Source organism: Bacillus cereus group sp. BfR-BA-01356 (genome assembly GCF_022663635.1).
GTDB classification, from domain to species: Bacteria; Bacillota; Bacilli; order Bacillales; family Bacillaceae_G; genus Bacillus_A; species Bacillus_A cereus.
The window spans coordinates 1-19516 of the sequence record NZ_JAKUFX010000014.1; the positions used below are offsets into that span (position 1 = coordinate 1).

Genomic DNA, 19516 nt, shown 5'->3' on the forward strand with positions numbered 1-19516 from the left:
AATAGTTAGGAATCTCTTATCCTTTATGCCCATATTCCACATTATTTCAACAAGTTTATTATGGTTAATATGGTCAAAGAAACTTTTGATGTCACCTTCGATGGCTACGTACGTTTTTGACCTAGAAATGGTATTCAAGATTCTGCCTATCGCATAGTGACATGAACGATAGGGACGAAAACCATAACTATGGTTGAAAAACTTCGCCTCCGCTATGGGTTCTAACACCATTCTTGCTGTTTCTTGGATTATCCTATCTATCATGGCTGGGATTCCTAGAGGACGCTTTTTACCATTGCCCTTGTCAATGTAATGCCTTCGAACGGGTTTAGGTTTGTAGTTGTCTATGTGTTCCCAAATGAGTTTGATAAGCTGTTCCGTTTCCATTTGTAGGTAGTAGTTCACGTCTTTCTTGTCAATCCCGACCGTTTTACTCCCACGATTGCTTTTAATGTTGTGAATTGCCGTTTTAATAGCCTGCTTGTTTTTCATTAGTTCTATCATGCCATGAAAAGAAGAGTTATCTTCTTTGGCCTTTTTGTATATTAGGTCTAACTTATCTTGGAGCTGTGCTTCATTATCTATCAAATGTCCTTTAATCCTCATTACATCTCCCCATTATTCAAGCGATTGTAACGATGTGCTGTTTAATTCCCACTCTAGAAGAGGTTCATATAGACATTTGAAATATCCATTGTTATTCTGAATCGACTGGTCCCCTTCGCTCCACGGACATTACTCCGCTTCCTCACTACTACGAGACCGCTGCCACTTGCATTGTTTCAAGCAGGATCACACTCCCTATGGCAATGCAAGCTTCCCAAGTTCCATTTGTTCTATCCCTTATTTTACATTCCTTTAGGTGCCCACTTTACGCCGACGGTACTCACCAGTCTTGAGTAGCTCTAACATACTGGTTCAGCATAAACGGTAATTACGAAACCGATTATGTGCAAGGATTAGAATTTCGAACCTCTCCTTGTTCCCGTTATTCCTTCCGATTGCTCACGTTAAGAAGGGATTCCCTCACGACGCTTCAAGACATGGATTCCTTTCGTCACCATTGGGATGTTTTTAAAGACCACCGCACCATATAGGCATTAGTGAGTTGTGCCATCAGGTTACGACCTTACCTAACTTCAGACCCTAACTCGTGTGTAAGTTAGCGCATGTAGGGGTATCATGGCTAGGATTAATGAGCTATTATCCTAGAATGGGAGTTTCACCCATAAAATTCGAACAAATAGTTAGGCTGTGTAAGAGTCAGCCCCTCCATTTCACGCCGCTACGTTTATAGGAGAACTTGGCGTACCAAAATGGGGGAACTCTTCGTCTCGATGTTCACCCTACTTCAAAGCCAAATTCTTGGGCAGACGATCACGTTAATGTATCTGGTTTATATGGTATTTCTTTTGATGAAAATGAATCTAGTATTTTAGAGAGCCGCTATTTAATTCGAGAATGGGAAATGCCTGAGAATATCGTACTTTTATCTGGTGATGGACATACATGGATTGCATTAGACTATCGAAATGTAGCTGAAAATCCTCCAGTTATATTTATCGATAATGAGTTTGAGGAAATTATTGAATTAGCACCTAACTTTGAAAGTTTCTTACAAAACTTAACTACTTATGAATATGACGAAGAATAAGCCTGGCTCTAAAAAGGAGCAAGATTTTATTACAAATTTACACGCCACTTTAAAACCACTCGGCTTTAAGAAAAAAAGACATACATTTTTCAAAGCTGAAAACGGATTTTATAAGCTCATTAACATACAAAAAAGCCAGTTTGGAGATGATTTTTATATAAATATAGGAGTTCACCCTATCGGTCTCCCGCAGCTTATTACGAACCAATTACAAATAAAAGAAAACATTTCAATATTCGCTTGCATTCTACAAACAAGAATAGAGCCTATACATATCAAACAGAACCAGCTATTGCACAATGTTTCACATGAAACTATCAACATTCCGAATTACCTTTCTACTATTTTCGACTGGTTTCAAACGTGGGCATCTTATGAAAATTCAGTGGAAATAAATATACATTCCATTACTCCGGTACTAGCTGTCGTTCCAATATTAGAAGAAAAAGCGTTTCTACTTCTTACCTGTTTTTCTTTCTACAAATTAAAACAGTACGAACAAGCTAATCGCTACTTACAGCAATATTTACATTGCACCGTGCATCTGAATACCGAGGAAAAAGAGCCCATATTCTTTCACGAAGTTGATATGTATATGAAAAAACTAGTAGAAAGTACAATGTAATTTCACATTGTACTTTCTACTAGTGCTTTATATTCCTCTTGTAACTTTTTAAATCGTTCTTCATACTTTTGCATCTTCACAATATCCGTTTTTGAATTAAGGACTGGCCTTCTTCTCCCAGTCACCATTATATTTTTCCCATCTATTGCATCGTTCATATATACGTAAGGTTTAAAAGACTCGCATACCGTATATGGCAATGCTACAGAGAGTTTTGCATACTCTTCCACTTTAAATTGATTAGATAAGCTTAACTCCTTTAAATTTTTCAATTGCATTAACGGTTCTAATGAATCATCTTTAACCTTTAAATTCATCAAAGTAAGCTTTTGCAACTGCTGTAATTCAGCGAGTGGTTTTAAAGTTTGTACTTTCATCACTGTATTTATTCCACCACCCATATAGAAGGTATTGAGTTGTGTGCACTTACTTAAAGCACTTAAATCTTCTAACTTAGAAAAATCATCAATTAGTAAGGATTTGAGTTTTTTATTATAATCAATATCCCATAACGTCTTCGCTTTTGTATTCCAGCACATATACAACTGTTGTAAATTGGACAATTTCTGAAGGCTACTTAAATCCTCGACCCTCATTTTGTAAACGTATAATATATCGGGACAAACATACGTAAGAATATGATCAAACTGCTTTTGATTTACTGTGAACACCCATAATTTTTTAACTTTCAAAGATGCTAGTCGTTCTATATTTTTTTGTTTTCCCCTCAATCGCTACTTCTTCTAAATCACCAGCTATACTTGCTAAGTCTTTCATAATCTTCGGCTGATCACCAATCGGAAACATGTTATCCCCCCTACAACTCCCAAGTAATATTCATTTCTTCAAATGAGTCCTTACTAACTTCCAATCCTTCGCTATCTTCCGTTCCAATCATTGCTACTTCTTCTTTAGACAACTTAATTTCCTCATTTGGCCTTTGGATTTTTTTCTCATACACGAGTTGTAAAAGCTCTATTTGTTCCTCTGTCAGTTCATACTCTTCTTCTAGTCTTTCCATTGCTGATTCTGTATCAAGTAATGGAATTTCTAATAAGAATCCGCCGTGCTCTTCCATCTCTTCAAATGAATCAATTGAATACGCACCGCTATCCTCAATCCAAAATGCAGTTGTAATCAAAGGAACTGTTTCGCCTTCTACTTCTTCTAATACGTATTGAAGTGCTTCTTCTTTCGCAATATCTATTACTTCCGAAGGTGCCCCTTCAAAAAATTTTTTCGCATCAATCCACTCATCAATTCTCTCGCTATTCACATCTTGAAGACATACAATCGTGTAATTCGGATGAAACGTAATTGTCCCTTGTCCCCCTTGGCTATCTTGCATACTATAGTTAAATCCATCCCATGAACTTTCATGTGAGAAATCTGGACAATGCGCTACATTAATTGCATGGGCAATCGAATTTAAAACGCATCCTTTCCATAATTGTTCTCTATCTATATGTAATTTATATTTACTCATCATCTTCCCCCATGCGCATATTTTTTTCTATTATCTTTCCTCTACACAATACTTGTAAATACTTTTCTATCTACTACAAAATAAAAAAGACAATACCTCAACTGTATTGTCCATTTTCTTCCCTACCATTTCTCTCTACACGTCTCAATTAAATGCAATAAGTACCTCTTCGTCATATCTGCTCTTCTCCACCTTGAGAGCATTCGCTTTTCTTTTGGGTTCTGCCGTATTCTCGCTACTTCTTTTAATAAAAGCTCCCATTCTTCCGCTGAACGTTCTGACAAGTATTGCAATCCTCTATCTTTTGAAACGATTGTTTTATGATCTAGTGTATATAAAATACGTCCCATCGTAACGATAGCTGATTCTACCCACTCTTCTATAAAAAATAAATATGGCTTCTTCGCCTTTTCACTCCAGTACTGTTCTACGTTATATTTCATTGTATTTACTACATCATTCCATTTTATTTGCAGCGGAAGATCTTCTGCTTCTTTTCCGGTAACTGTAATGCCTTGATTTTTCAACGTCCACCATGTGACCGCATTAATGTCCCAATGACCAACATTAGCTTTACCATCTGCACAATACACGTACTCGTTCATTTCATCATTGTATTTCCCTAAGTCAGCAAGCGGAATATACATACCGTCCATTCTTTTACCTAGCGTATTATCACTAAGTTTATTATGTAGTTCCACAAGCTGCTGTTTTTCAGCTTCATTCACGGAATCATTTATCACTGTAACAAAATCAACATCGCTCGTTTCCTTATGAAATGCACCTAGTGCGATGGATCCGTAAATATATACCCCGACTATTTTTTCATCCAAAAAAATTTCTTTTAATTCTACTGTGTACCGCTCCATTAACTGTTGTACTTCCGTTGGTAACGCATGCTTCACTCCATTTTTCATATCTATCCCTCCAATAAAAAAGCCTTTGCAAATTCGCAAAGACTTCTTGTTTTATAAATATTTCTCGATTTCTTCATAAACATCCTTCAAACGAGGATTTCCTTCTCCAACAATTTCTCCATTTACAAGAACGACCGGATAAAATAAATCTTCTTCCACTACTCGCTTTGCGAATGCTTTTTTATCTTCATCTTCTTGTTCTTCTTGGAAATCAATATACTCGAAATTAAATTTATTTTCTTGTCCTTCATATTTACGACCAATTGCCGCTTGTAACCATTCAAACGTTTCTGTTGAAGATGGCATTCCGACGCAGCTCGCACAAATTACTTTCGTCCCATACACTTGCACATTAACCATTTCTTCTCCCCCACTTCTTGTTCCAACAGTATATTCAGATGTCTTATTACATAAGCACATCATTTTACAAACTTATTCCATACCCCTATACTGAAAAAACACGATACAATATTTCGACAATAAAACAAGAAGAGAAAAAATAGATTTTCCCCTCTATCTTGATTATAATAAAACTGATGAAAGGAGTCGATAAAAATGGAAAACCCACATATGCAAGAACAAGTATTAGAAGTATTAGATAAATTACGTCCATTCTTACTTCGCGATGGCGGAGACGTTGAATTAGTAGACATTGAAGAAGGTATCGTAAAATTACGCCTTATGGGTGCTTGCGGAAGCTGCCCAAGTTCTACAATCACACTAAAAGCTGGTATCGAGCGCGCGTTACTTGAAGAAGTACCAGGCGTTATCGAAGTAGAACAAGTATTTTAATTAAAAGCGGAAGCGGCTCGTTCAGAATCGCCTTCTAAAAGGAGACCAAATTTGGTCTCCTTTTTTTATTCAAATCACATTTATTCGTTAACATCATAAAACAAAATTGGAAATCCTTCTCAAAAAATGCGATAATTAATACTATATAGTGAATCGTTCACACATATACAGTAAAAAAACATAGGGGGACGACAGATGCCAAAAATGGGGAACACTTTTGTAACAATTCAAGAACTAGAAAAGAAAAAGGAGTATTTATTAGGCCTTTCATCCGTTATACCAACATGGAATACAAGCTATCAATTTTTATTTAAAGAAATCCAGCAAGAATTATTGGGTAAAGTAAATGAAAAGCTCGAAAGGCATCAATTCGTTTTAAATATATGTACAGATCAACAGGTAGGGGCATAATGTATTACATAAAATTGTGGTATATAAAAAAGAGACCTCACTCGGTCTCTTTTTTATATTTTTAAGATAACCAATCTAATTTTCTAATCCCGAGCTTATCTACCGGTAAACGAAGTGAGCCATAAAAATGCTTCATAAATTGCTCTGAGCGGTTCACATCGTGTAAAATGGCTTCTAAGCGATCTCTATATATGCTTTTTTGTTCTTCGTTTCCAGTTTGGTAATATCGTTCGACCGTTTCAAAATAGTGAAGCGGGAACAGGAGCCTTGCAAATAATAAGCGCCAACCAAATGAGGACAGCGAGTAATTTCGTTCATAATCTGTAACAAATTGAACGATTGTTTGATCCCAGTCTTTCTTTTTTTCAATCATCATATAGCGAATCCATTCTGCTATATCTCGAGTTGGGTGATCATACACCCAATCAAAAGGAAGTTTGAGACGCTTCGTTTGATGCCATAATAAAGGTGTGAATCGTTCTTGGCAAATTGTCGCTGCATCCGTTAGTTGCGGCGTATCATCCATTTCTGTATCAACAACATATTGAATGGCATTTTCTGCAACTCCTAAGTAATACGGGAAGGATTCAATAAACAATTGATCGAATACGTCTGTAGGGTGGTTCATCACTTGTGATTGCCAAAACTTTTCTAACTGATCGAGTCTCTTTTCCCATAACGCTTTCCATTCACCAATGCGGCTTAATTGCTCGATTTCTTCTGGAAAGAATGCACCTCGTTTATGGAATATAGAAAGTTCACTTCCTAATGACGTAGCATGTCGTTCTAACGCTCGCATACCTTTTAATAAGCAGTAATTTTGTTCTTCTATCTCACTTACATAGTAGCCGTGTATAGTTGGAACGAAAGTCGCTACAGTTATATCCCCTTGCTGGTTCATATAGTCACTGAGCTTTTTCATCTCTACAAGTACTTCTTCCTCCATTTCTCCAATTGGAACAAGTACATAAATTTTGTTGCGAATCCAAAAGCTTTTATAGGGGCCAAGGGGGATTAATTCTTTAACATGCATGTGATAATGCTCATAAATATGCTGAATCATCGCAGTCGCCACCTATGGTTTTTCTTTATATATATGAGCTTGTGCTCGCCTTTCATTCCTATGCACAGGATAAAGCAACGAAACGTATACAAATACTAAAAAGAAAAAAAGGTGATAAACATGAAAGAATCAAATCAACTACAAGAAAGAGCATTACAACTATTACAAGAACGTGGTGTAACAATTGACGATATTGCTGAACTTGTTCATTTTCTTCAAAAAAAATATCATCCAAATTTAGAGATGTCAGAATGCCGTTACAATGTAGAACGTGTACTATCAAAACGTGAAGTACAAAACGCACTGATTACTGGTATCGAACTTGATGTCCTTGCTGAAAAGGGAATGCTAAGTGAACCGTTACAAGATATTGTAAAACGTGATGAAGGCTTATACGGAATTGATGAAGTTATCGCACTTTCTATCGTAAACGTGTACGGCTCTATCGGTTTCACGAACTTTGGATATATTGATAAATTAAAACCTGGTATTTTAGAATACTTAAATGATAAATCAACTGGAAAAGTGCACACATTCCTTGACGATATCGTTGGCGGAATTGCTGCCGCAGCTTCAAGCCGTTTAGCGCACCGAGCTGAGCACTCAGAATAATAATGTTTTCTAGGCCGTCAGTTTCATGCTGACGGCCTTTCGTATTCCATAAGCATAAATTCTCTTCCGCGACTCAAAAAAATAGTCCCTTGTTTAAATCCGATATTTTTATATACCGTAATCGCTCTTGTATTAAATGTTGCTACGCTTAATCGAAACATTTTTGCATTAAACTCTTTCGTGGCAAACGCTATTCCAGCTTGGAAGAATTCTTTCCCTATTCCCTTCCCAGTTAACGCCGGCTTCATGCCAAGTCCGATATCAATCACATCTTCTCCACCATATAAATTAGCATCTCTTCCACCTGGCACTTGTGCATTTGCTCCAAAACAAAAATAACCGATGAGGTCTCCTTGATCGTCACAACAGCCATAATACGTTCCATCTAATAGCTCTTCTATTACTTCTTTCTCGCCTGAAAAACTATATAAACTATAAGGTTCCTCGTACGTCCAAGTATTTATCTCATTTGCTTCTTCCTCTGTTAACTTATGTATATCCACTTTCTCTTTCCCCCTATTATATTTCTATTAACAATATTCGATATTCATCTTATAATTCATCTTTCTCAATATATTTTTTAATTTCTCGCTTTATTTTTATGGAAGATTTTTCTTATTATGTTACGATTAAACAGAATCATTACAAATAAGGTGGTGACAATTTGAATTACTTTTCTTATCTCTCCTCGGAAGAACGGCAAAATTTTTTCTATAAAGAACCCCTTAGTTTTTCAAAAAATATAGGGAAAGAACAACTAGCTTACGCACTAGGTGCCACACTATATACTCCCGGCACGAAAGAAACGATTGCGGAAGATATAATTAGAAAGAAACATGTGGATGCTACCTCAATTATTCTTTGTCTAGAGGACGCTATCAGCGATGAGGAAGTAAAACTTGCAGAGCAAAACATCGTCGTTCAAATACAGCAAATCGCTAACTTAGTCAGTGCCAACATACTAAACCAAGCAGACATCCCACTTCTTTTTATTAGAGTTCGACAGCCAAGTCAAATGAAGACAATTGTTACTGAATTAGGTAGTGCTGTTCATTGTTTATGTGGTTTTGTCTTTCCAAAATTCACACCGATTAACGGAAAGACTTATATCGATCAGCTTGCATATATAAACGAGTTATACTCATTATCGCTATATGGCATGCCGATTTTAGAATCACCCGAAATTATGTATAAGGAAACACGGGCAGAATCATTATTACAAATAAAAAATTTACTAGATTCTTATCACGATTACATCTTAAATGTACGTATTGGTGCTACTGATTTTTCAAGTATATTTAGTATTCGGCGCAATAAATACACACCTATCTATCATATTACTGTTGTCCGTGATTGTATTTCAGACATTATTAACGTTTTCTCAAGGGCAACAAATGAATATATTATTTCAGGATGTGTATGGGAATATTTTTCTAATGATCATGAAGAAGGGCTTATTCAAGAGGTCTCACTTGACCATGCAAATGGCTTAATCGGAAAGAAAGTTATTCACCCATCTCATATTAAAGTTGTACAGGCAATGCACATTGTCACAATGGAAGATTATTTAGATGCGAGATCAATTTTACAAAATGCAGATACGTATAATGGAGTGCTAAAAAGCAGTTTTTCTAACAAAATGAATGAAGTAAAACCTCATTATAGCTGGGCTCGCAAAACCATTTTAAAATCTAATATTTACGGGGTGCTACATGAAAACAAACAATTCACCGATCTCCTTATTACAAACGCAAAGCAACACGTATAACGTTTTAAATAATATACAAGTCCATGTAGAAGTACGTGATAATCCATATAATTTAGCGCTAGACAATCTTTTTCAAATGGCTGCGAGAATAAATAAGAAACGTAGTTTTTTATTTGTGAGTACAATCCTTGGAAAGCATCTTCCTATTAAACCTGCAGTCTCTCTATCAAGTGGAGTTGCTCTCGCTGCAAGATATATGGAAATACTACATAATATTTCTCATCCATTTCGAAAAGAAATTTTAAATCTCATTTCATTAGAAATTGATGAAATCCCAGAGGAAGTATTTCGTTATCAATATCCTCTGCAAGAAGAAGTTTTGTTCATCGGATTCGCTGAAACAGCGACAGCACTTGGTCATTCTATGTTTCAATGCTTTCAAAATGCAAAGTATGTGCATACAACTAGGGAATCGATACCCCACCTAGAATCTGTCATTACATTTGAGGAAGAACATTCTCATGCAACATCGCACCGTTGTTATGTAGATGAAAGCTTTTTTCAAAACAACAACCCGATTGTTCTCGTAGATGATGAGATGACAACAGGAAAAACAGCATTAAATATTATTAGATCTATTCAAAATAAATTCCCACGAGAAGAATATATAATTGCTTCTTTATTAGACTGGCGTTCTCATACTAATAGAAAACAATTTAAACAATTAGAAGAAGAACTTCAAATTAAGGTTCATGTTATTTCTTTATTAGAAGGCAGTATTCATACAACTGGCCAACCATTAAATATTGCAAAAACAGATATTCAAATTGAAGAAACAAAACCTGATTTCAAAAAACATACCCTTACCTGCCTAAAATCACCCTATACATCAAATTATATAAAATATACTGGGCGATTTGGCATTTCAGCATATGAACAAAAGCACATTCATTCTTTCGCCCAAGAAGCAGGAAAAACTTTAAAAAGAGAAAGAATGGGAAAACGAACACTCTGTCTCGGAACGGGTGAATTTATGTATATCCCAATGAAAATTGCTGATGAAATGGGTGAAAATATTTTATATCAATCTACAACAAGAAGCCCTATCCATTCTGTTTCAAATGATGTGAACTACGCCATTCATAATCATTTCTCATATCCAAGTCCTGAAGATTCTACTATTACAAATTACTTTTATAATATTTCACCTCATGATTACGATGAAGTATTTGTTTTCATTGAGCGTGATTTAGGGGAAGAAGCCCTATCTCCTCTTCTACAGCAGTTACAAACAGTTATTCCTTTTATTCATATCGTCTCATTTTCAAATAGCATAGAAAAGGAAGGTTGATAATTATGGTAAAATTAAATTCTCATATTAGTAGTTACAATCCAAATGATGCTATTTTTCTATTAAAAGATATTAGTGATTTAATGAAAGAAAGTTCCACGGAAACTAGAGAACAAGCAATTCAAGCTGGCACACATTATTCCGAAATGTTACCAATGGAATATAAACCCTCTAAAGCGTATATGGATTTATTCTTTTCTTCCCTGCAACAATACAAACACAAACTAGCCATCGCTGTTGGAGTTGTCGCCGAACAGATTATACAAACTAAAGGAACTAACCTTGTCCTCGTTTCATTAGCTCGTGCTGGTACACCTATTGGCATTCTTATCAAACGCTACATACGCTATCAATACAACCTTGATGTACCTCACTATTGTATTTCTATTGTTCGCGGACGCGGTATTGATGAAAATGCACTCCATTATATTTTGGAACATCACCCTAAAGAAACAATTCAATTCATTGATGGGTGGACTGGAAAAGGTGCAATAAAAAAAGAATTAGAATATGCCGTACACACATTTAACGAACGAAATAATACACACATTTCTCATTGTATGGCTGTGCTTGCTGATCCCGGTTACTGTACTTCAATTTACGGTACACGTGAAGATTTTCTTATTCCTAGCGCTTGCTTAAATGCAACAGTCTCTGGACTCATTAGCCGCACTGTACTAAATGACACCTATATCGGTCCAAATGATTTTCATGGTGTTAAATATTATAAAGAGCTAGAACAAGAAGACTTATCAAATTTATTCATTGATGAGGTAACAGATTTATTCCCTTCTGTTCATTCTCATATAGATAATCAATTACGTTATATTACTTCAACTTACACTGATCCCTCTTGGCAAGGATTAAAAGATATACAGTCTATCCAAAATCACTTTGAAATTGACGATATTAACTTAATCAAACCAGGAGTGGGCGAAACAACTCGTGTATTACTCCGGAGAATACCATGGAAAATTTTAATACGGAAGCAAAACAATCCCGATTTAAAGCATATTTTACTTCTTGCTAAAGAAAAGAATGTCCCTATTGAAATCTATGAGAATATGGCTTATTCATGTTGCGGGCTCATTAAGCCTCTTAAGAGGGAAACGATATGATTTTCGCCAGTGATCTTGATCAGACGCTTATTTATTCCCGGAAATCGTTTCGTGCCCCTATAGAAGATGAATCAATTCAACTCATTGAAACTTTAGATGGGAAAGAAATTTCTTTCATATCACATAAAACCATTTCACTACTAAAAAAATTGCAACTGCACTCACATTTCATCCCAGTTACAACAAGAACTATTGAGCAGTTTCAGCGTATTTCTTTATTCCAAGACGAAATCATTCCCGAATACGCCATTACAAGTAACGGCGGTAATATCCTTCATAACGGTAAACAAGATGGTACTTGGAACAGGATAGTAAAAGAAAGACTATCGTTTGAATGTATAGAGGGAAACGACATACTAAAGGAATTTGGACAAATAGCTCATAAAGATTGGGTTATATCGCAAAAAACAGCTGATGATCTATTCCATTATTGCATTATTAAACGGGAGAACATTCCTTATGATGAATTATCATCCTTCACTTCCTGGTTAGACAAACAAGGATGGAATCATTCACTTCAAGGTAGAAAGCTATACTTTGTACCAAAACCAATTAATAAATGGGACGCCGTGCAATATATAAAAGAAATTTTGCAAATAGATACGATTATTACAGCTGGGGATTCTTTACTTGATTTATGCATGCTTGAAAAGGCGAACCATGCCTTCGCACCACTTCATGGTGAGTTAGGGGCAATGCATGATAGCTTACAACCCCATATTTTAAAAACAGACGCAATCGGCATATATGCCGCAGAAGAAATCGTAAATAAATCACTTCAAATTATTCACAGTTCATTACCTACCTCATGATCATCATATGCACAATTGCATACGCACCGCGGTTAAACAGATGGTACAATTTATTTGAATCGCTGTTGCTACACTTCTTGATTAGAGAAAAGGCGTTAACACGGAAATTAGCGTCTTATCAACCTCAAGCAATTGGCACATTTTGTCATCTTAAAAGACACTCCAACGAGTGTCTTTTTTTCTATATCCAACAAGGACTTACTCATTTCAAAGTATAAATACATAAAATAATGTAAATCATGACACGCATGAATCACTTTCTAAAAGTTATAAAGTAGATTCAAAATAAAAAAGCACTCTTAACTAGAGTGCTTTTTACTTTCAAACAAGGAGGCTACATATATGGATAGTACTCTCGTATTTAACTTTGGCATTGGTATTGTTATCATTTTATTCGTCTTCTTTGTACTTTGTATGAGCGGGGTATAAAAAGGCGATTTTCGAGCGTCTTTTTATACATACATATGTATTACTTGACTTCTACAAAGGCAGTAACCATAATAGTTACAGAAATACAAATAGCTATTCACATATCCACAAATAGGAGGAAGAAAAATGAAACATGTAATCGTTTATGCACACCCGAATACAAAAAGCTTCAACCATGCGATTTTAGAAACGGTAAAAAGTGAATTAGAAGGAAAAGGTCACGAAGTACGCGTTCGCGATCTATACGAATTAAACTTTAATCCAGTATTAGGCGCTTCCGATTTCATCTCATTTTCTCAAGGAAATACACCAGAAGATATTAAAGAAGAACAAGAGCATATCTCTTGGGCTGATAGCATTACATTCATTTATCCAGTGTGGTGGGCGGGACTTCCTGCTATTTTAAAAGGATACGTTGACCGTGTATTTAGCCACGGATTCGCTTATGCTTACGGTGAAAACGGTATTGAAAAGTTATTAAGCGGTAAAAAAGGATTGTTATTATCTACAATGGGAAATACGAAAGAAGCATACACAGCAGGCGGCATGTTTGATGCAATGAAGAAAACAGCGGATGTTGGTATTTTTGAATTTACAGGCATTGAAACAATTGAGCATACATTCTATACAAGTGTTCCTTCTGTGGATGACAGTGTGCGTAAACAATATCTTGAAGAGGTTAAAGACGTTGTGAATCGTGCGTTCTAATAAAAAAACTCTGGCTTTAACAACCGGAGTTTTTTTATTTCACCATTAATTTCGGAATATATCTTTGAAGAATGCTTTCTAATTCATTCATATCTTCCTTTCTAATAAGTAAATTCACATTGTCATTCATTTTTTCTCTCCCGCGATATAAAAATATATTTTCTTTTGGATTTTCCCATGTTGATGTTTTATAGCCTTTCAATTCTTCATATGAATAAAAGTTTAATCCATCTATTACACCTTTTTCATATATTTGTACACTTTTAATAAGATGTATAGCTATTAAAGTCATAAAACAACTTGCTACAGCATGAATACCTATCTGAATAAAAAACTGTTCAACTGTATCAATATCGCCACTTACGTACTGAGCATATATATACATACATTGTCCAATGAAATATGTTGGTCCAAGTAATGCAATCCAACGTCTTTTCACCCGAGGATACATTGCAATAAGTTTTCCTGCGCTTTTTTTCATTTCATTTATTTTATATATTTTCCATAGAACAAAGAACAAAACGCATAATGTAAAAACAAGCATAATATATGACATCCAGTACATTCTTATTCCTCCCTTATATCAATACATTTAAATTTTACATTCCGTATACCTATAGTACATATGCAATTATGCATAAAAAACAGGTAACCTCTTCCGGCTACCTGCATTTCATTACATCTTCTCAATCCACTCCGTCAAGTTATGCACAACTTGCGTTGGTTGTACTTCGTATTCTGTTAACTTCTCCACAGTTGTGACTCCAGTGTGGACAAGAAGGGTATGCATACCAGCATTTATTCCTGCTAAAATGTCTGTATCGTAGTTATCCCCAACCATTAATGCTTCATTTTTTTCTATGCCAAGCACTTTTAAAGCTTGTTCCATAATGATTGATTCTGGTTTTCCGATAAAGATTGGATCCACACCTGTTGATACTGCTACAACTGATGTTAATGAGCCGTTACCTGGTAATAATCCTCGCTCAGTTGGGATGGCAATATCCCCATTTGTAGAAATAAACGTCGCGCCATTACGCACAGCAAGACACGCTTTTGCTAATTTTTCATATGTGATGTCACGATCTAAACCCACAACAACGAAATCAGGATTTTCATCCACAAGTTCAAATCCTTTTTCCACAAGTGCATCGTGTAAGCCTTCTTCACCAATCATATATACAGTTGCGTCTTGTTTACGTTCATAAATGAAGTTCGCAGTCGCCATACTCGTTGTGAATACTTGCTCCGCTTTCGCTGGAATATCGAAACGAACAAGCTTTTCTGCCACTTGTTCTGGTTTGCGAGTTGAGTTATTCGTAACGAATAAATATGGAATGCCGCGCTCTCCTAATGCTTTTACGAAGTCGCTTGCTTCTTCAATTTGTTCTTCTCCGCGATACATCGTACCGTCTAAGTCAATTAAGTAACCTTTATACATCGATTATGTCTCTCCTTCTATGCTAACGTTCTCACCTTATCATACCACTCTTATATTACCCGCTTTTCCAAAAGAAAAAAACGCTTTACCTTAAAGCGCCCCATAACGTTCATTTTTTCTCTTTTATTTGGTAAGAACAACTACAATCGCCCTCGCACATATTTGCTAGCGTTTTCACTTCTGCGTTCGTAAATAAACGCTTATACATTTCTTTTTCATCTTCACACACTTGCGGGAATCTCTCGGCAATTTCCTTTAACGGACAGTTTTGTTTTTCAATTACGAAAGATTTCTCTCCATCTCTCTTTATTTGAACCATATAACCATTTTTCTCTTGCATAGCTGCTATCTCTTGCACTTTATATGCTAAATTCTTTTGATTACTCACTCTCTTTTGTAACTGTTCTTCCATTCGCTTCGTTCTCTCTTTTAAAACGTAACGAAGTATTTTTTCATCGCCCATTCGAGCTAAATCTTCTAGCATATCAATCGCAAATTGCTTATACTCTTTCGGGAATGTATCTTCTCCCTTTTCGCTTAATCCATACAAATAAGTTGGTCTTCCGACATGTTGCCTTACCATCTTAGAATAAATGAGTCCGTCTTTCTCAAGATTACTTAAATGTCTTCGAATCGCCATTTCTGTAATCTCTAAAACGTCAGCTAGTTCCGCTACCGTGTGCTCTCCCTTTACTTTCAACAATTGTACAATCTCGTCTTTCGTAGTACGTGCTTCCCCCATACTTCACCCTTCTCCCTTTTCTTTCTCACATACAATATAAGATCCCCAAAAGGCATTCTCTGGGGATCTTATAAGCATAATTATTCTGGTACAAATGCAGATACAGGTCCTAATTCCTTTTCTAAATAACTGCGAATATTTGCTGGGTATTTCTCTACCACTGCAATATGTTTTTGAATCGTCTTATATAATTCATCATGATTCATTTGAATATAATCTTGCGTAAGCATTTTTCGAAGAAGGATAATTTCTTTCATCCCTTGTCCATCTTCTTCACTTATCACTCGCTCATCCATTAAAATATCAATAATATCTTCATAGCTTCCTGGATCGCGCATAATAAATCCATCAATCATCGCATTCCCGACATCTAATACAGTATCAATAATAAGATGGGCTATGCGCTCTAATGCGTAAAATTCAAACTCGGTTTCATATATCTTTTTCTCTTGAAATGTACTTGTTGCTCGTTCTAAACATACTAGCATTTGTTCTATTTTCTTTCTGTCTACAAAATACATGAATGTCACCTACCTGGAAATTAAAGCATTTACATTTTAATTGTAACGCTTTCTTCTGAAAAAATCGACAATTTTTCGAATTCACCTTTTCTCCGTTATTTGTTATAGTTATATTTGTATGATTTTTGAAATTGGAGGAATGGAATCTTGGAACGTGAACTCGCACTAGAAATTGTCCGTGTAACAGAAGCAGCAGCCTTAGCATCCGCACAGTGGATGGGCCGCGGAAAGAAAAATGAAGCAGATGATGCAGCAACTACAGCAATGCGTGATATGTTCGATTCAGTAAACATGGCAGGTACAGTTGTAATTGGTGAAGGAGAACTTGATGAAGCACCGATGTTGTATATTGGTGAAGAACTAGGAACAGGTAACGGTCCAGAAGTAGATATCGCCGTTGATCCATTAGAAGGTACAAACATCGTTGCAAAAGGTCTTGCAAATGCAATGGCAGTTATTGCAATCGCAGACAAAGGGAACCTTCTTCATGCTCCTGATATGTACATGGAAAAAATCGCGGTTGGTCCAAAAGCAGCTGGTAAAATTAGCTTAGATGATCCAATTGAAAAAACAATTGAAATTGTAGCAGAAGCTAACAATAAAAAGATTCGCGATCTAACAGTTATCGTTCAAGAACGTGAACGTCATCAAGATATTATTGACCGTGTTCGTGCAAAAGGTGCACGCGTAAAATTATTTGGTGACGGTGATGTTGGTGCGTCAATCGCAACAGCACTACCTGGAACGGGTATCGACTTATTCGTAGGTATTGGCGGAGCTCCAGAAGGTGTTATTTCTGCAGCAGCATTAAAATGCCTTGAAGGTGAAATGCAAGCTCGCTTAGTTCCAATGAACGAAGAAGAAGAAGCTCGTTGTCGTGAAATGGGATTAGAAGACCCTCGTCAACTTCTTATGTTAGATGACTTAGTATCCGGGGATGATGCAATCTTCTCAGCAACTGGTGTATCTGCTGGTGAGTTATTAGACGGTGTTAAATTCCTTGGCGGAGATTTAGCTGAAACATACTCTATCGTAATGCGTTACAAAACAAGAACAGTACGATTCATTAAAACGCATCACCATTTAGATCATAAACCACACTTAAACTTAGATATTTAATAAAGGAGCCATGTGTATGGAAGAACGTTTCTTTCTGTACGACGATACTGTCGCTACAAAAACTCGTTTCGTTAGCTTTATGGGAGAAAATGAGCGTCACGATTTAGCGCTTTTATACTCCGATCGTCATTACGGTAAAACAATTGTCCTTGATATGCAAAGTAATAAATTTGCAATCATCGGTCCTGACGATTTAAACGAACCAGGCTACTTAGAGCACGCATTTTCTATGACTGAAGAAATTGCAGAAGAATTACGCTCATTTTTATTTGAACTTATATAATTTATCGTATGCACCAGCTATTTTAGCTGGTGTTTTTTCATTATAAGAGTTTTGAATTTTCAATCTTCTATGTTATAATTAAGAATAAATCTATTTGGATAGAAAGGACGTTATCTACGTATGCCGACATTTACTTTGTAATGGACCAGCAATTGGATAGCATTACTCTCAAAAAAGCTCCGTGCTTTTTACAAGGGAGTAGTCTGCCCATTCCCATTACAAAGGAGCGTAACGCATCTGTAGTATGATGTTTACGGAGCTTCCTAAGGGAAGCTCCTTTTATTTTTGTCTTTTTATCATGTCTTCATACTACAAGACATCCAAATAGCTGTATTACGTTCCTTTACCACTACTATAAGAGGTGAAGGAAAATGCAGAAAGTACAACTTTCTTGGAGTTTATATGAAAATGAGCAAAACACAATCGAAAAGTATTGTAAAAATTGCAGACGTACTACCCTATTTACCGATACAAATATTCGCAGGCATAACGCTAATGGAAAAAATATATATCGCTTTGCTATTTATAAATGTCCGAGAGATCATACGTGGAATCAAAAACTACGTATTTACAAAGCATTTACTGATCATGTAGAAACAATCGATATGACGCAGGAAGACCAAACAGAAACAAGTACTACTATTTCCATTACACAGCATAAAGAAAGTGGCATAGCCGAAATCACGGTTGTATTAGACATCGTTTTCGGTTCCCACCGAATGGATAAAGCATTATCCACATATATCTCTGATTGGAGCCGTACACGCATTGTGGATAAAATTAAAAATGGGGATATTCAATTGAACGGACGACAAATGAAACCAAATACAATACTTTCTGAAGGCGATTCTATTTCAATTTGTTTATAAGGGGGAGTTTCATGCTAAATGTGAGAAAAGGTACGATGAATTTATTAGACGAATTAGATGCAATGTATACAGAATGTAAAAAAGCACTCTTACAAAAGAAAATTTATCAATGGGATGATTCATATCCGACTCGAGAACATATTTCCTATCACTTAGAACAAGGTGAACTCTATTGCCTATTTGAGCATGATTCGCTTGTTGGTGCTGTTGTATTGAACGAATGGCAATCTCCCGAATACGCGCTTATTGATTGGTCAGAAACAGATGGATGTTTTCTTATCGTCCACTCTTTCGTCATCCATCCTTTCGCCCAAGGAAAAGGATATAGCAAAGTACTTTTATCCTTTTGGGAAAATGAAGCAAAACGAAAAGACTATACGGGCATACGATTAGATGCTTTCACTGGCAATCCCGTTTCATTGCATTTGTATGAAAAGAATCATTATATTTGTCGAGGTGCTGTTTATTTTTCAAGTAAACAGCCTCCTCACAATTGGTATAACTGCTATGAAAAAATCCTCTTACAATTGTAAGAGGATTTTTTTATTTCTTCACTTTTCGTAATACAAAATGTGCGCAACCGAAGTTACAGTACTCGTATAAATACTCCGTTAACGTACTAATTTTCGTATCATATGTCGCACGTTGGTTACTATCATCAAAGAATCCTCGCAATCTAAGTTGCTCATATCCCCAGTCCCCAACGATGTAATCATATTTATTTAAAATTTCTGCATAGCGCTCTTTAAATGCTTCTTCACTAAAACCGTCACGAAAGTTTTTAATTACTTCGTACTGAACATTATTAATGCTCACCGTAGCATGAATCTCTTGCTTTTGCTCCATCATTAACTT

Annotated in this window: 24 protein-coding genes and 2 pseudogenes; 14 read left to right on the top strand and 12 right to left on the bottom strand. The window is 36.0% G+C overall.

The window, feature by feature from the left end; all coding sequences use genetic code 11:
* The coding region (locus MR168_RS07470; RefSeq protein WP_242291222.1) for a reverse transcriptase domain-containing protein at positions 1 to 606 on the bottom strand (606 nt) is incomplete at its 3' end.
* Between the two features lie 697 nt (positions 607 to 1303).
* Between MR168_RS07470 and MR168_RS07475 the strand changes: the two are divergent.
* Positions 1304 to 1654 (top strand): annotated as a pseudogene (locus tag MR168_RS07475) (SMI1/KNR4 family protein); the annotation flags it as partial.
* Positions 1641 to 2279: a DUF4304 domain-containing protein gene (locus MR168_RS07480; protein ID WP_069604585.1), complete on the top strand. Its 639-nt coding sequence runs from the start codon at positions 1641 to 1643 to the stop codon at positions 2277 to 2279. The pseudogene MR168_RS07475 and the gene MR168_RS07480, both read left to right, overlap by 14 nt.
* Positions 2280 to 2281: 2 nt before the next feature.
* Here the strand turns inward: MR168_RS07480 and MR168_RS07485 are convergent.
* The 4 genes and pseudogenes from MR168_RS07485 to MR168_RS07500 all read right to left on the bottom strand — a co-directional run bounded on the left by MR168_RS07485 (position 2282) and on the right by MR168_RS07500 (position 5042).
* Positions 2282 to 3086, bottom strand: a pseudogene (locus tag MR168_RS07485) (leucine-rich repeat domain-containing protein).
* 10 nt (positions 3087 to 3096) lie between these two features.
* Positions 3097 to 3765 (bottom strand): hypothetical protein, encoded by a 669-nt coding sequence (locus MR168_RS07490; protein ID WP_076876496.1) that lies wholly within the window; start codon positions 3763 to 3765, stop codon positions 3097 to 3099.
* 122 nt (positions 3766 to 3887) lie between these two features.
* The gene (locus tag MR168_RS07495) at positions 3888 to 4682 is read right to left on the bottom strand and encodes a nucleotidyltransferase domain-containing protein (protein WP_086411331.1); all 795 of its coding nucleotides are present in this window, start codon (positions 4680 to 4682) and stop codon (positions 3888 to 3890) included.
* Between the two features lie 51 nt (positions 4683 to 4733).
* A complete protein-coding gene (locus MR168_RS07500; protein ID WP_086411332.1) occupies positions 4734 to 5042 on the bottom strand; it encodes a YuzD family protein in 309 nt (102 codons plus the stop codon).
* 195 nt (positions 5043 to 5237) lie between these two features.
* On the opposite strand from MR168_RS07500, the gene MR168_RS07505 reads away from it, so the two are divergent.
* Positions 5238 to 5474 (top strand): NifU family protein, encoded by a 237-nt coding sequence (locus MR168_RS07505; RefSeq protein WP_000431159.1) that lies wholly within the window; start codon positions 5238 to 5240, stop codon positions 5472 to 5474.
* Positions 5475 to 5669: 195 nt separating this feature from the next.
* Positions 5670 to 5885 carry a hypothetical protein gene (locus MR168_RS07510; protein WP_001125507.1) on the top strand — a complete coding sequence of 72 codons (216 nt, stop codon included), beginning with the start codon at positions 5670 to 5672 and terminating at the stop codon, positions 5883 to 5885.
* 61 nt (positions 5886 to 5946) lie between these two features.
* On the opposite strand, the gene yutH is transcribed toward MR168_RS07510, so the two are convergent.
* Positions 5947 to 6948: a spore coat putative kinase YutH gene (gene yutH / locus MR168_RS07515; RefSeq protein WP_000614215.1), complete on the bottom strand. Its 1002-nt coding sequence runs from the start codon at positions 6946 to 6948 to the stop codon at positions 5947 to 5949.
* 120 nt (positions 6949 to 7068) lie between these two features.
* Here yutH and MR168_RS07520 point away from each other — a divergent pair, with 120 nt between their 5' ends.
* Positions 7069 to 7560 (top strand): phosphatidylglycerophosphatase A family protein, encoded by a 492-nt coding sequence (locus tag MR168_RS07520; protein ID WP_000665103.1) that lies wholly within the window; start codon positions 7069 to 7071, stop codon positions 7558 to 7560.
* Between the two features lie 23 nt (positions 7561 to 7583).
* On the opposite strand, the gene MR168_RS07525 is transcribed toward MR168_RS07520, so the two are convergent.
* A complete protein-coding gene (locus tag MR168_RS07525) occupies positions 7584 to 8063 on the bottom strand; it encodes a GNAT family N-acetyltransferase (protein WP_006918864.1) in 480 nt (159 codons plus the stop codon).
* Positions 8064 to 8224: 161 nt separating this feature from the next.
* Here MR168_RS07525 and MR168_RS07530 point away from each other — a divergent pair, with 161 nt between their 5' ends.
* From MR168_RS07530 to MR168_RS07550, 5 genes are all read left to right on the top strand, one after another.
* On the top strand, positions 8225 to 9328 hold the full coding sequence (locus tag MR168_RS07530) for an HpcH/HpaI aldolase/citrate lyase family protein (RefSeq protein ID WP_086411334.1): 1104 nt from the start codon (positions 8225 to 8227) through the stop codon (positions 9326 to 9328).
* On the top strand, positions 9273 to 10619 hold the full coding sequence (locus MR168_RS07535) for a phosphoribosyltransferase family protein (protein WP_086411335.1): 1347 nt from the start codon (positions 9273 to 9275) through the stop codon (positions 10617 to 10619). Before MR168_RS07530 ends, MR168_RS07535 begins: the two co-directional genes overlap by 56 nt.
* A gap of 5 nt (positions 10620 to 10624) precedes the next feature.
* Positions 10625 to 11737 (top strand): cysteine protease StiP family protein, encoded by a 1113-nt coding sequence (locus MR168_RS07540; RefSeq protein WP_000239908.1) that lies wholly within the window; start codon positions 10625 to 10627, stop codon positions 11735 to 11737.
* Positions 11734 to 12549 (top strand): HAD family hydrolase, encoded by an 816-nt coding sequence (locus MR168_RS07545; RefSeq protein WP_000575384.1) that lies wholly within the window; start codon positions 11734 to 11736, stop codon positions 12547 to 12549. The genes MR168_RS07540 and MR168_RS07545 overlap by 4 nt, the downstream gene beginning before the upstream one ends.
* Positions 12550 to 13104: 555 nt before the next feature.
* Positions 13105 to 13686, top strand: a complete 582-nt coding sequence (locus tag MR168_RS07550) for an NAD(P)H-dependent oxidoreductase (RefSeq protein WP_086411336.1) — start codon at positions 13105 to 13107, stop codon at positions 13684 to 13686.
* A gap of 34 nt (positions 13687 to 13720) precedes the next feature.
* Here the strand turns inward: MR168_RS07550 and MR168_RS07555 are convergent, their stop codons facing one another.
* The 4 genes from MR168_RS07555 to MR168_RS07570 all read right to left on the bottom strand — a co-directional run bounded on the left by MR168_RS07555 (position 13721) and on the right by MR168_RS07570 (position 16390).
* The gene (locus MR168_RS07555) at positions 13721 to 14251 is read right to left on the bottom strand and encodes an iron ABC transporter substrate-binding protein (protein ID WP_086411337.1); all 531 of its coding nucleotides are present in this window, start codon (positions 14249 to 14251) and stop codon (positions 13721 to 13723) included.
* Positions 14252 to 14362: 111 nt separating this feature from the next.
* Entirely contained in the window at positions 14363 to 15127 is a 765-nt protein-coding gene (locus MR168_RS07560) for a TIGR01457 family HAD-type hydrolase (RefSeq protein WP_000276467.1), read from the bottom strand.
* Between the two features lie 109 nt (positions 15128 to 15236).
* Positions 15237 to 15869 (bottom strand): helix-turn-helix transcriptional regulator, encoded by a 633-nt coding sequence (locus MR168_RS07565; RefSeq protein WP_000503345.1) that lies wholly within the window; start codon positions 15867 to 15869, stop codon positions 15237 to 15239.
* A gap of 80 nt (positions 15870 to 15949) precedes the next feature.
* A complete protein-coding gene (locus tag MR168_RS07570; protein ID WP_000274010.1) occupies positions 15950 to 16390 on the bottom strand; it encodes a DUF86 domain-containing protein in 441 nt (146 codons plus the stop codon).
* A 147-nt stretch (positions 16391 to 16537) separates the two neighbouring features.
* Here MR168_RS07570 and glpX point away from each other — a divergent pair, with 147 nt between their 5' ends.
* The 4 genes from glpX to MR168_RS07590 all read left to right on the top strand — a co-directional run bounded on the left by glpX (position 16538) and on the right by MR168_RS07590 (position 19194).
* Positions 16538 to 17509 carry a class II fructose-bisphosphatase gene (gene glpX / locus MR168_RS07575; RefSeq protein WP_000439090.1) on the top strand — a complete coding sequence of 324 codons (972 nt, stop codon included), beginning with the start codon at positions 16538 to 16540 and terminating at the stop codon, positions 17507 to 17509.
* Between the two features lie 16 nt (positions 17510 to 17525).
* On the top strand, positions 17526 to 17792 hold the full coding sequence (locus tag MR168_RS07580; RefSeq protein ID WP_000392613.1) for a DUF3055 domain-containing protein: 267 nt from the start codon (positions 17526 to 17528) through the stop codon (positions 17790 to 17792).
* 371 nt (positions 17793 to 18163) lie between these two features.
* A complete protein-coding gene (locus MR168_RS07585; protein WP_086388940.1) occupies positions 18164 to 18661 on the top strand; it encodes a DUF1062 domain-containing protein in 498 nt (165 codons plus the stop codon).
* Between the two features lie 11 nt (positions 18662 to 18672).
* The gene (locus MR168_RS07590) at positions 18673 to 19194 is read left to right on the top strand and encodes a GNAT family N-acetyltransferase (RefSeq protein ID WP_086411338.1); all 522 of its coding nucleotides are present in this window, start codon (positions 18673 to 18675) and stop codon (positions 19192 to 19194) included.
* A 10-nt stretch (positions 19195 to 19204) separates the two neighbouring features.
* On the opposite strand, the gene MR168_RS07595 is transcribed toward MR168_RS07590, so the two are convergent.
* Entirely contained in the window at positions 19205 to 19507 is a 303-nt protein-coding gene (locus MR168_RS07595; RefSeq protein ID WP_000435943.1) for a YutD family protein, read from the bottom strand.
* Positions 19508 to 19516: the final 9 nt, after the last annotated feature.

Bases quoted from the DNA above. Each gene is read 5' to 3' on its own strand.
- MR168_RS07550 (WP_086411336.1), top strand. From the start codon at position 13,105: ATGAAACATGTAATCGTTTATGCACACCCGAATACAAAAAGCTTCAAC.
- MR168_RS07510 (WP_001125507.1), top strand. From the start codon at position 5,670: ATGCCAAAAATGGGGAACACTTTTGTAACAATTCAAGAACTAGAAAAG.
- MR168_RS07560 (WP_000276467.1), bottom strand. From the start codon at position 15,127: ATGTATAAAGGTTACTTAATTGACTTAGACGGTACGATGTATCGCGGA.
- MR168_RS07480 (WP_069604585.1), top strand. From the start codon at position 1,641: ATGACGAAGAATAAGCCTGGCTCTAAAAAGGAGCAAGATTTTATTACA.
- MR168_RS07595 (WP_000435943.1), bottom strand. From the start codon at position 19,507: ATGGAGCAAAAGCAAGAGATTCATGCTACGGTGAGCATTAATAATGTT.
- MR168_RS07570 (WP_000274010.1), bottom strand. From the start codon at position 16,390: ATGTATTTTGTAGACAGAAAGAAAATAGAACAAATGCTAGTATGTTTA.
- MR168_RS07505 (WP_000431159.1), top strand. From the start codon at position 5,238: ATGGAAAACCCACATATGCAAGAACAAGTATTAGAAGTATTAGATAAA.
- MR168_RS07520 (WP_000665103.1), top strand. From the start codon at position 7,069: ATGAAAGAATCAAATCAACTACAAGAAAGAGCATTACAACTATTACAA.
- MR168_RS07565 (WP_000503345.1), bottom strand. From the start codon at position 15,869: ATGGGGGAAGCACGTACTACGAAAGACGAGATTGTACAATTGTTGAAA.
- MR168_RS07555 (WP_086411337.1), bottom strand. From the start codon at position 14,251: ATGTACTGGATGTCATATATTATGCTTGTTTTTACATTATGCGTTTTG.
- MR168_RS07540 (WP_000239908.1), top strand. From the start codon at position 10,625: ATGGTAAAATTAAATTCTCATATTAGTAGTTACAATCCAAATGATGCT.
- MR168_RS07500 (WP_086411332.1), bottom strand. From the start codon at position 5,042: ATGGTTAATGTGCAAGTGTATGGGACGAAAGTAATTTGTGCGAGCTGC.
- MR168_RS07495 (WP_086411331.1), bottom strand. From the start codon at position 4,682: ATGAAAAATGGAGTGAAGCATGCGTTACCAACGGAAGTACAACAGTTA.
- MR168_RS07590 (WP_086411338.1), top strand. From the start codon at position 18,673: ATGCTAAATGTGAGAAAAGGTACGATGAATTTATTAGACGAATTAGAT.
- yutH (WP_000614215.1), bottom strand. From the start codon at position 6,948: ATGATTCAGCATATTTATGAGCATTATCACATGCATGTTAAAGAATTA.
- MR168_RS07490 (WP_076876496.1), bottom strand. From the start codon at position 3,765: ATGAGTAAATATAAATTACATATAGATAGAGAACAATTATGGAAAGGA.
- MR168_RS07585 (WP_086388940.1), top strand. From the start codon at position 18,164: ATGCAGAAAGTACAACTTTCTTGGAGTTTATATGAAAATGAGCAAAAC.
- MR168_RS07580 (WP_000392613.1), top strand. From the start codon at position 17,526: ATGGAAGAACGTTTCTTTCTGTACGACGATACTGTCGCTACAAAAACT.
- MR168_RS07535 (WP_086411335.1), top strand. From the start codon at position 9,273: ATGAAAACAAACAATTCACCGATCTCCTTATTACAAACGCAAAGCAAC.
- MR168_RS07545 (WP_000575384.1), top strand. From the start codon at position 11,734: ATGATTTTCGCCAGTGATCTTGATCAGACGCTTATTTATTCCCGGAAA.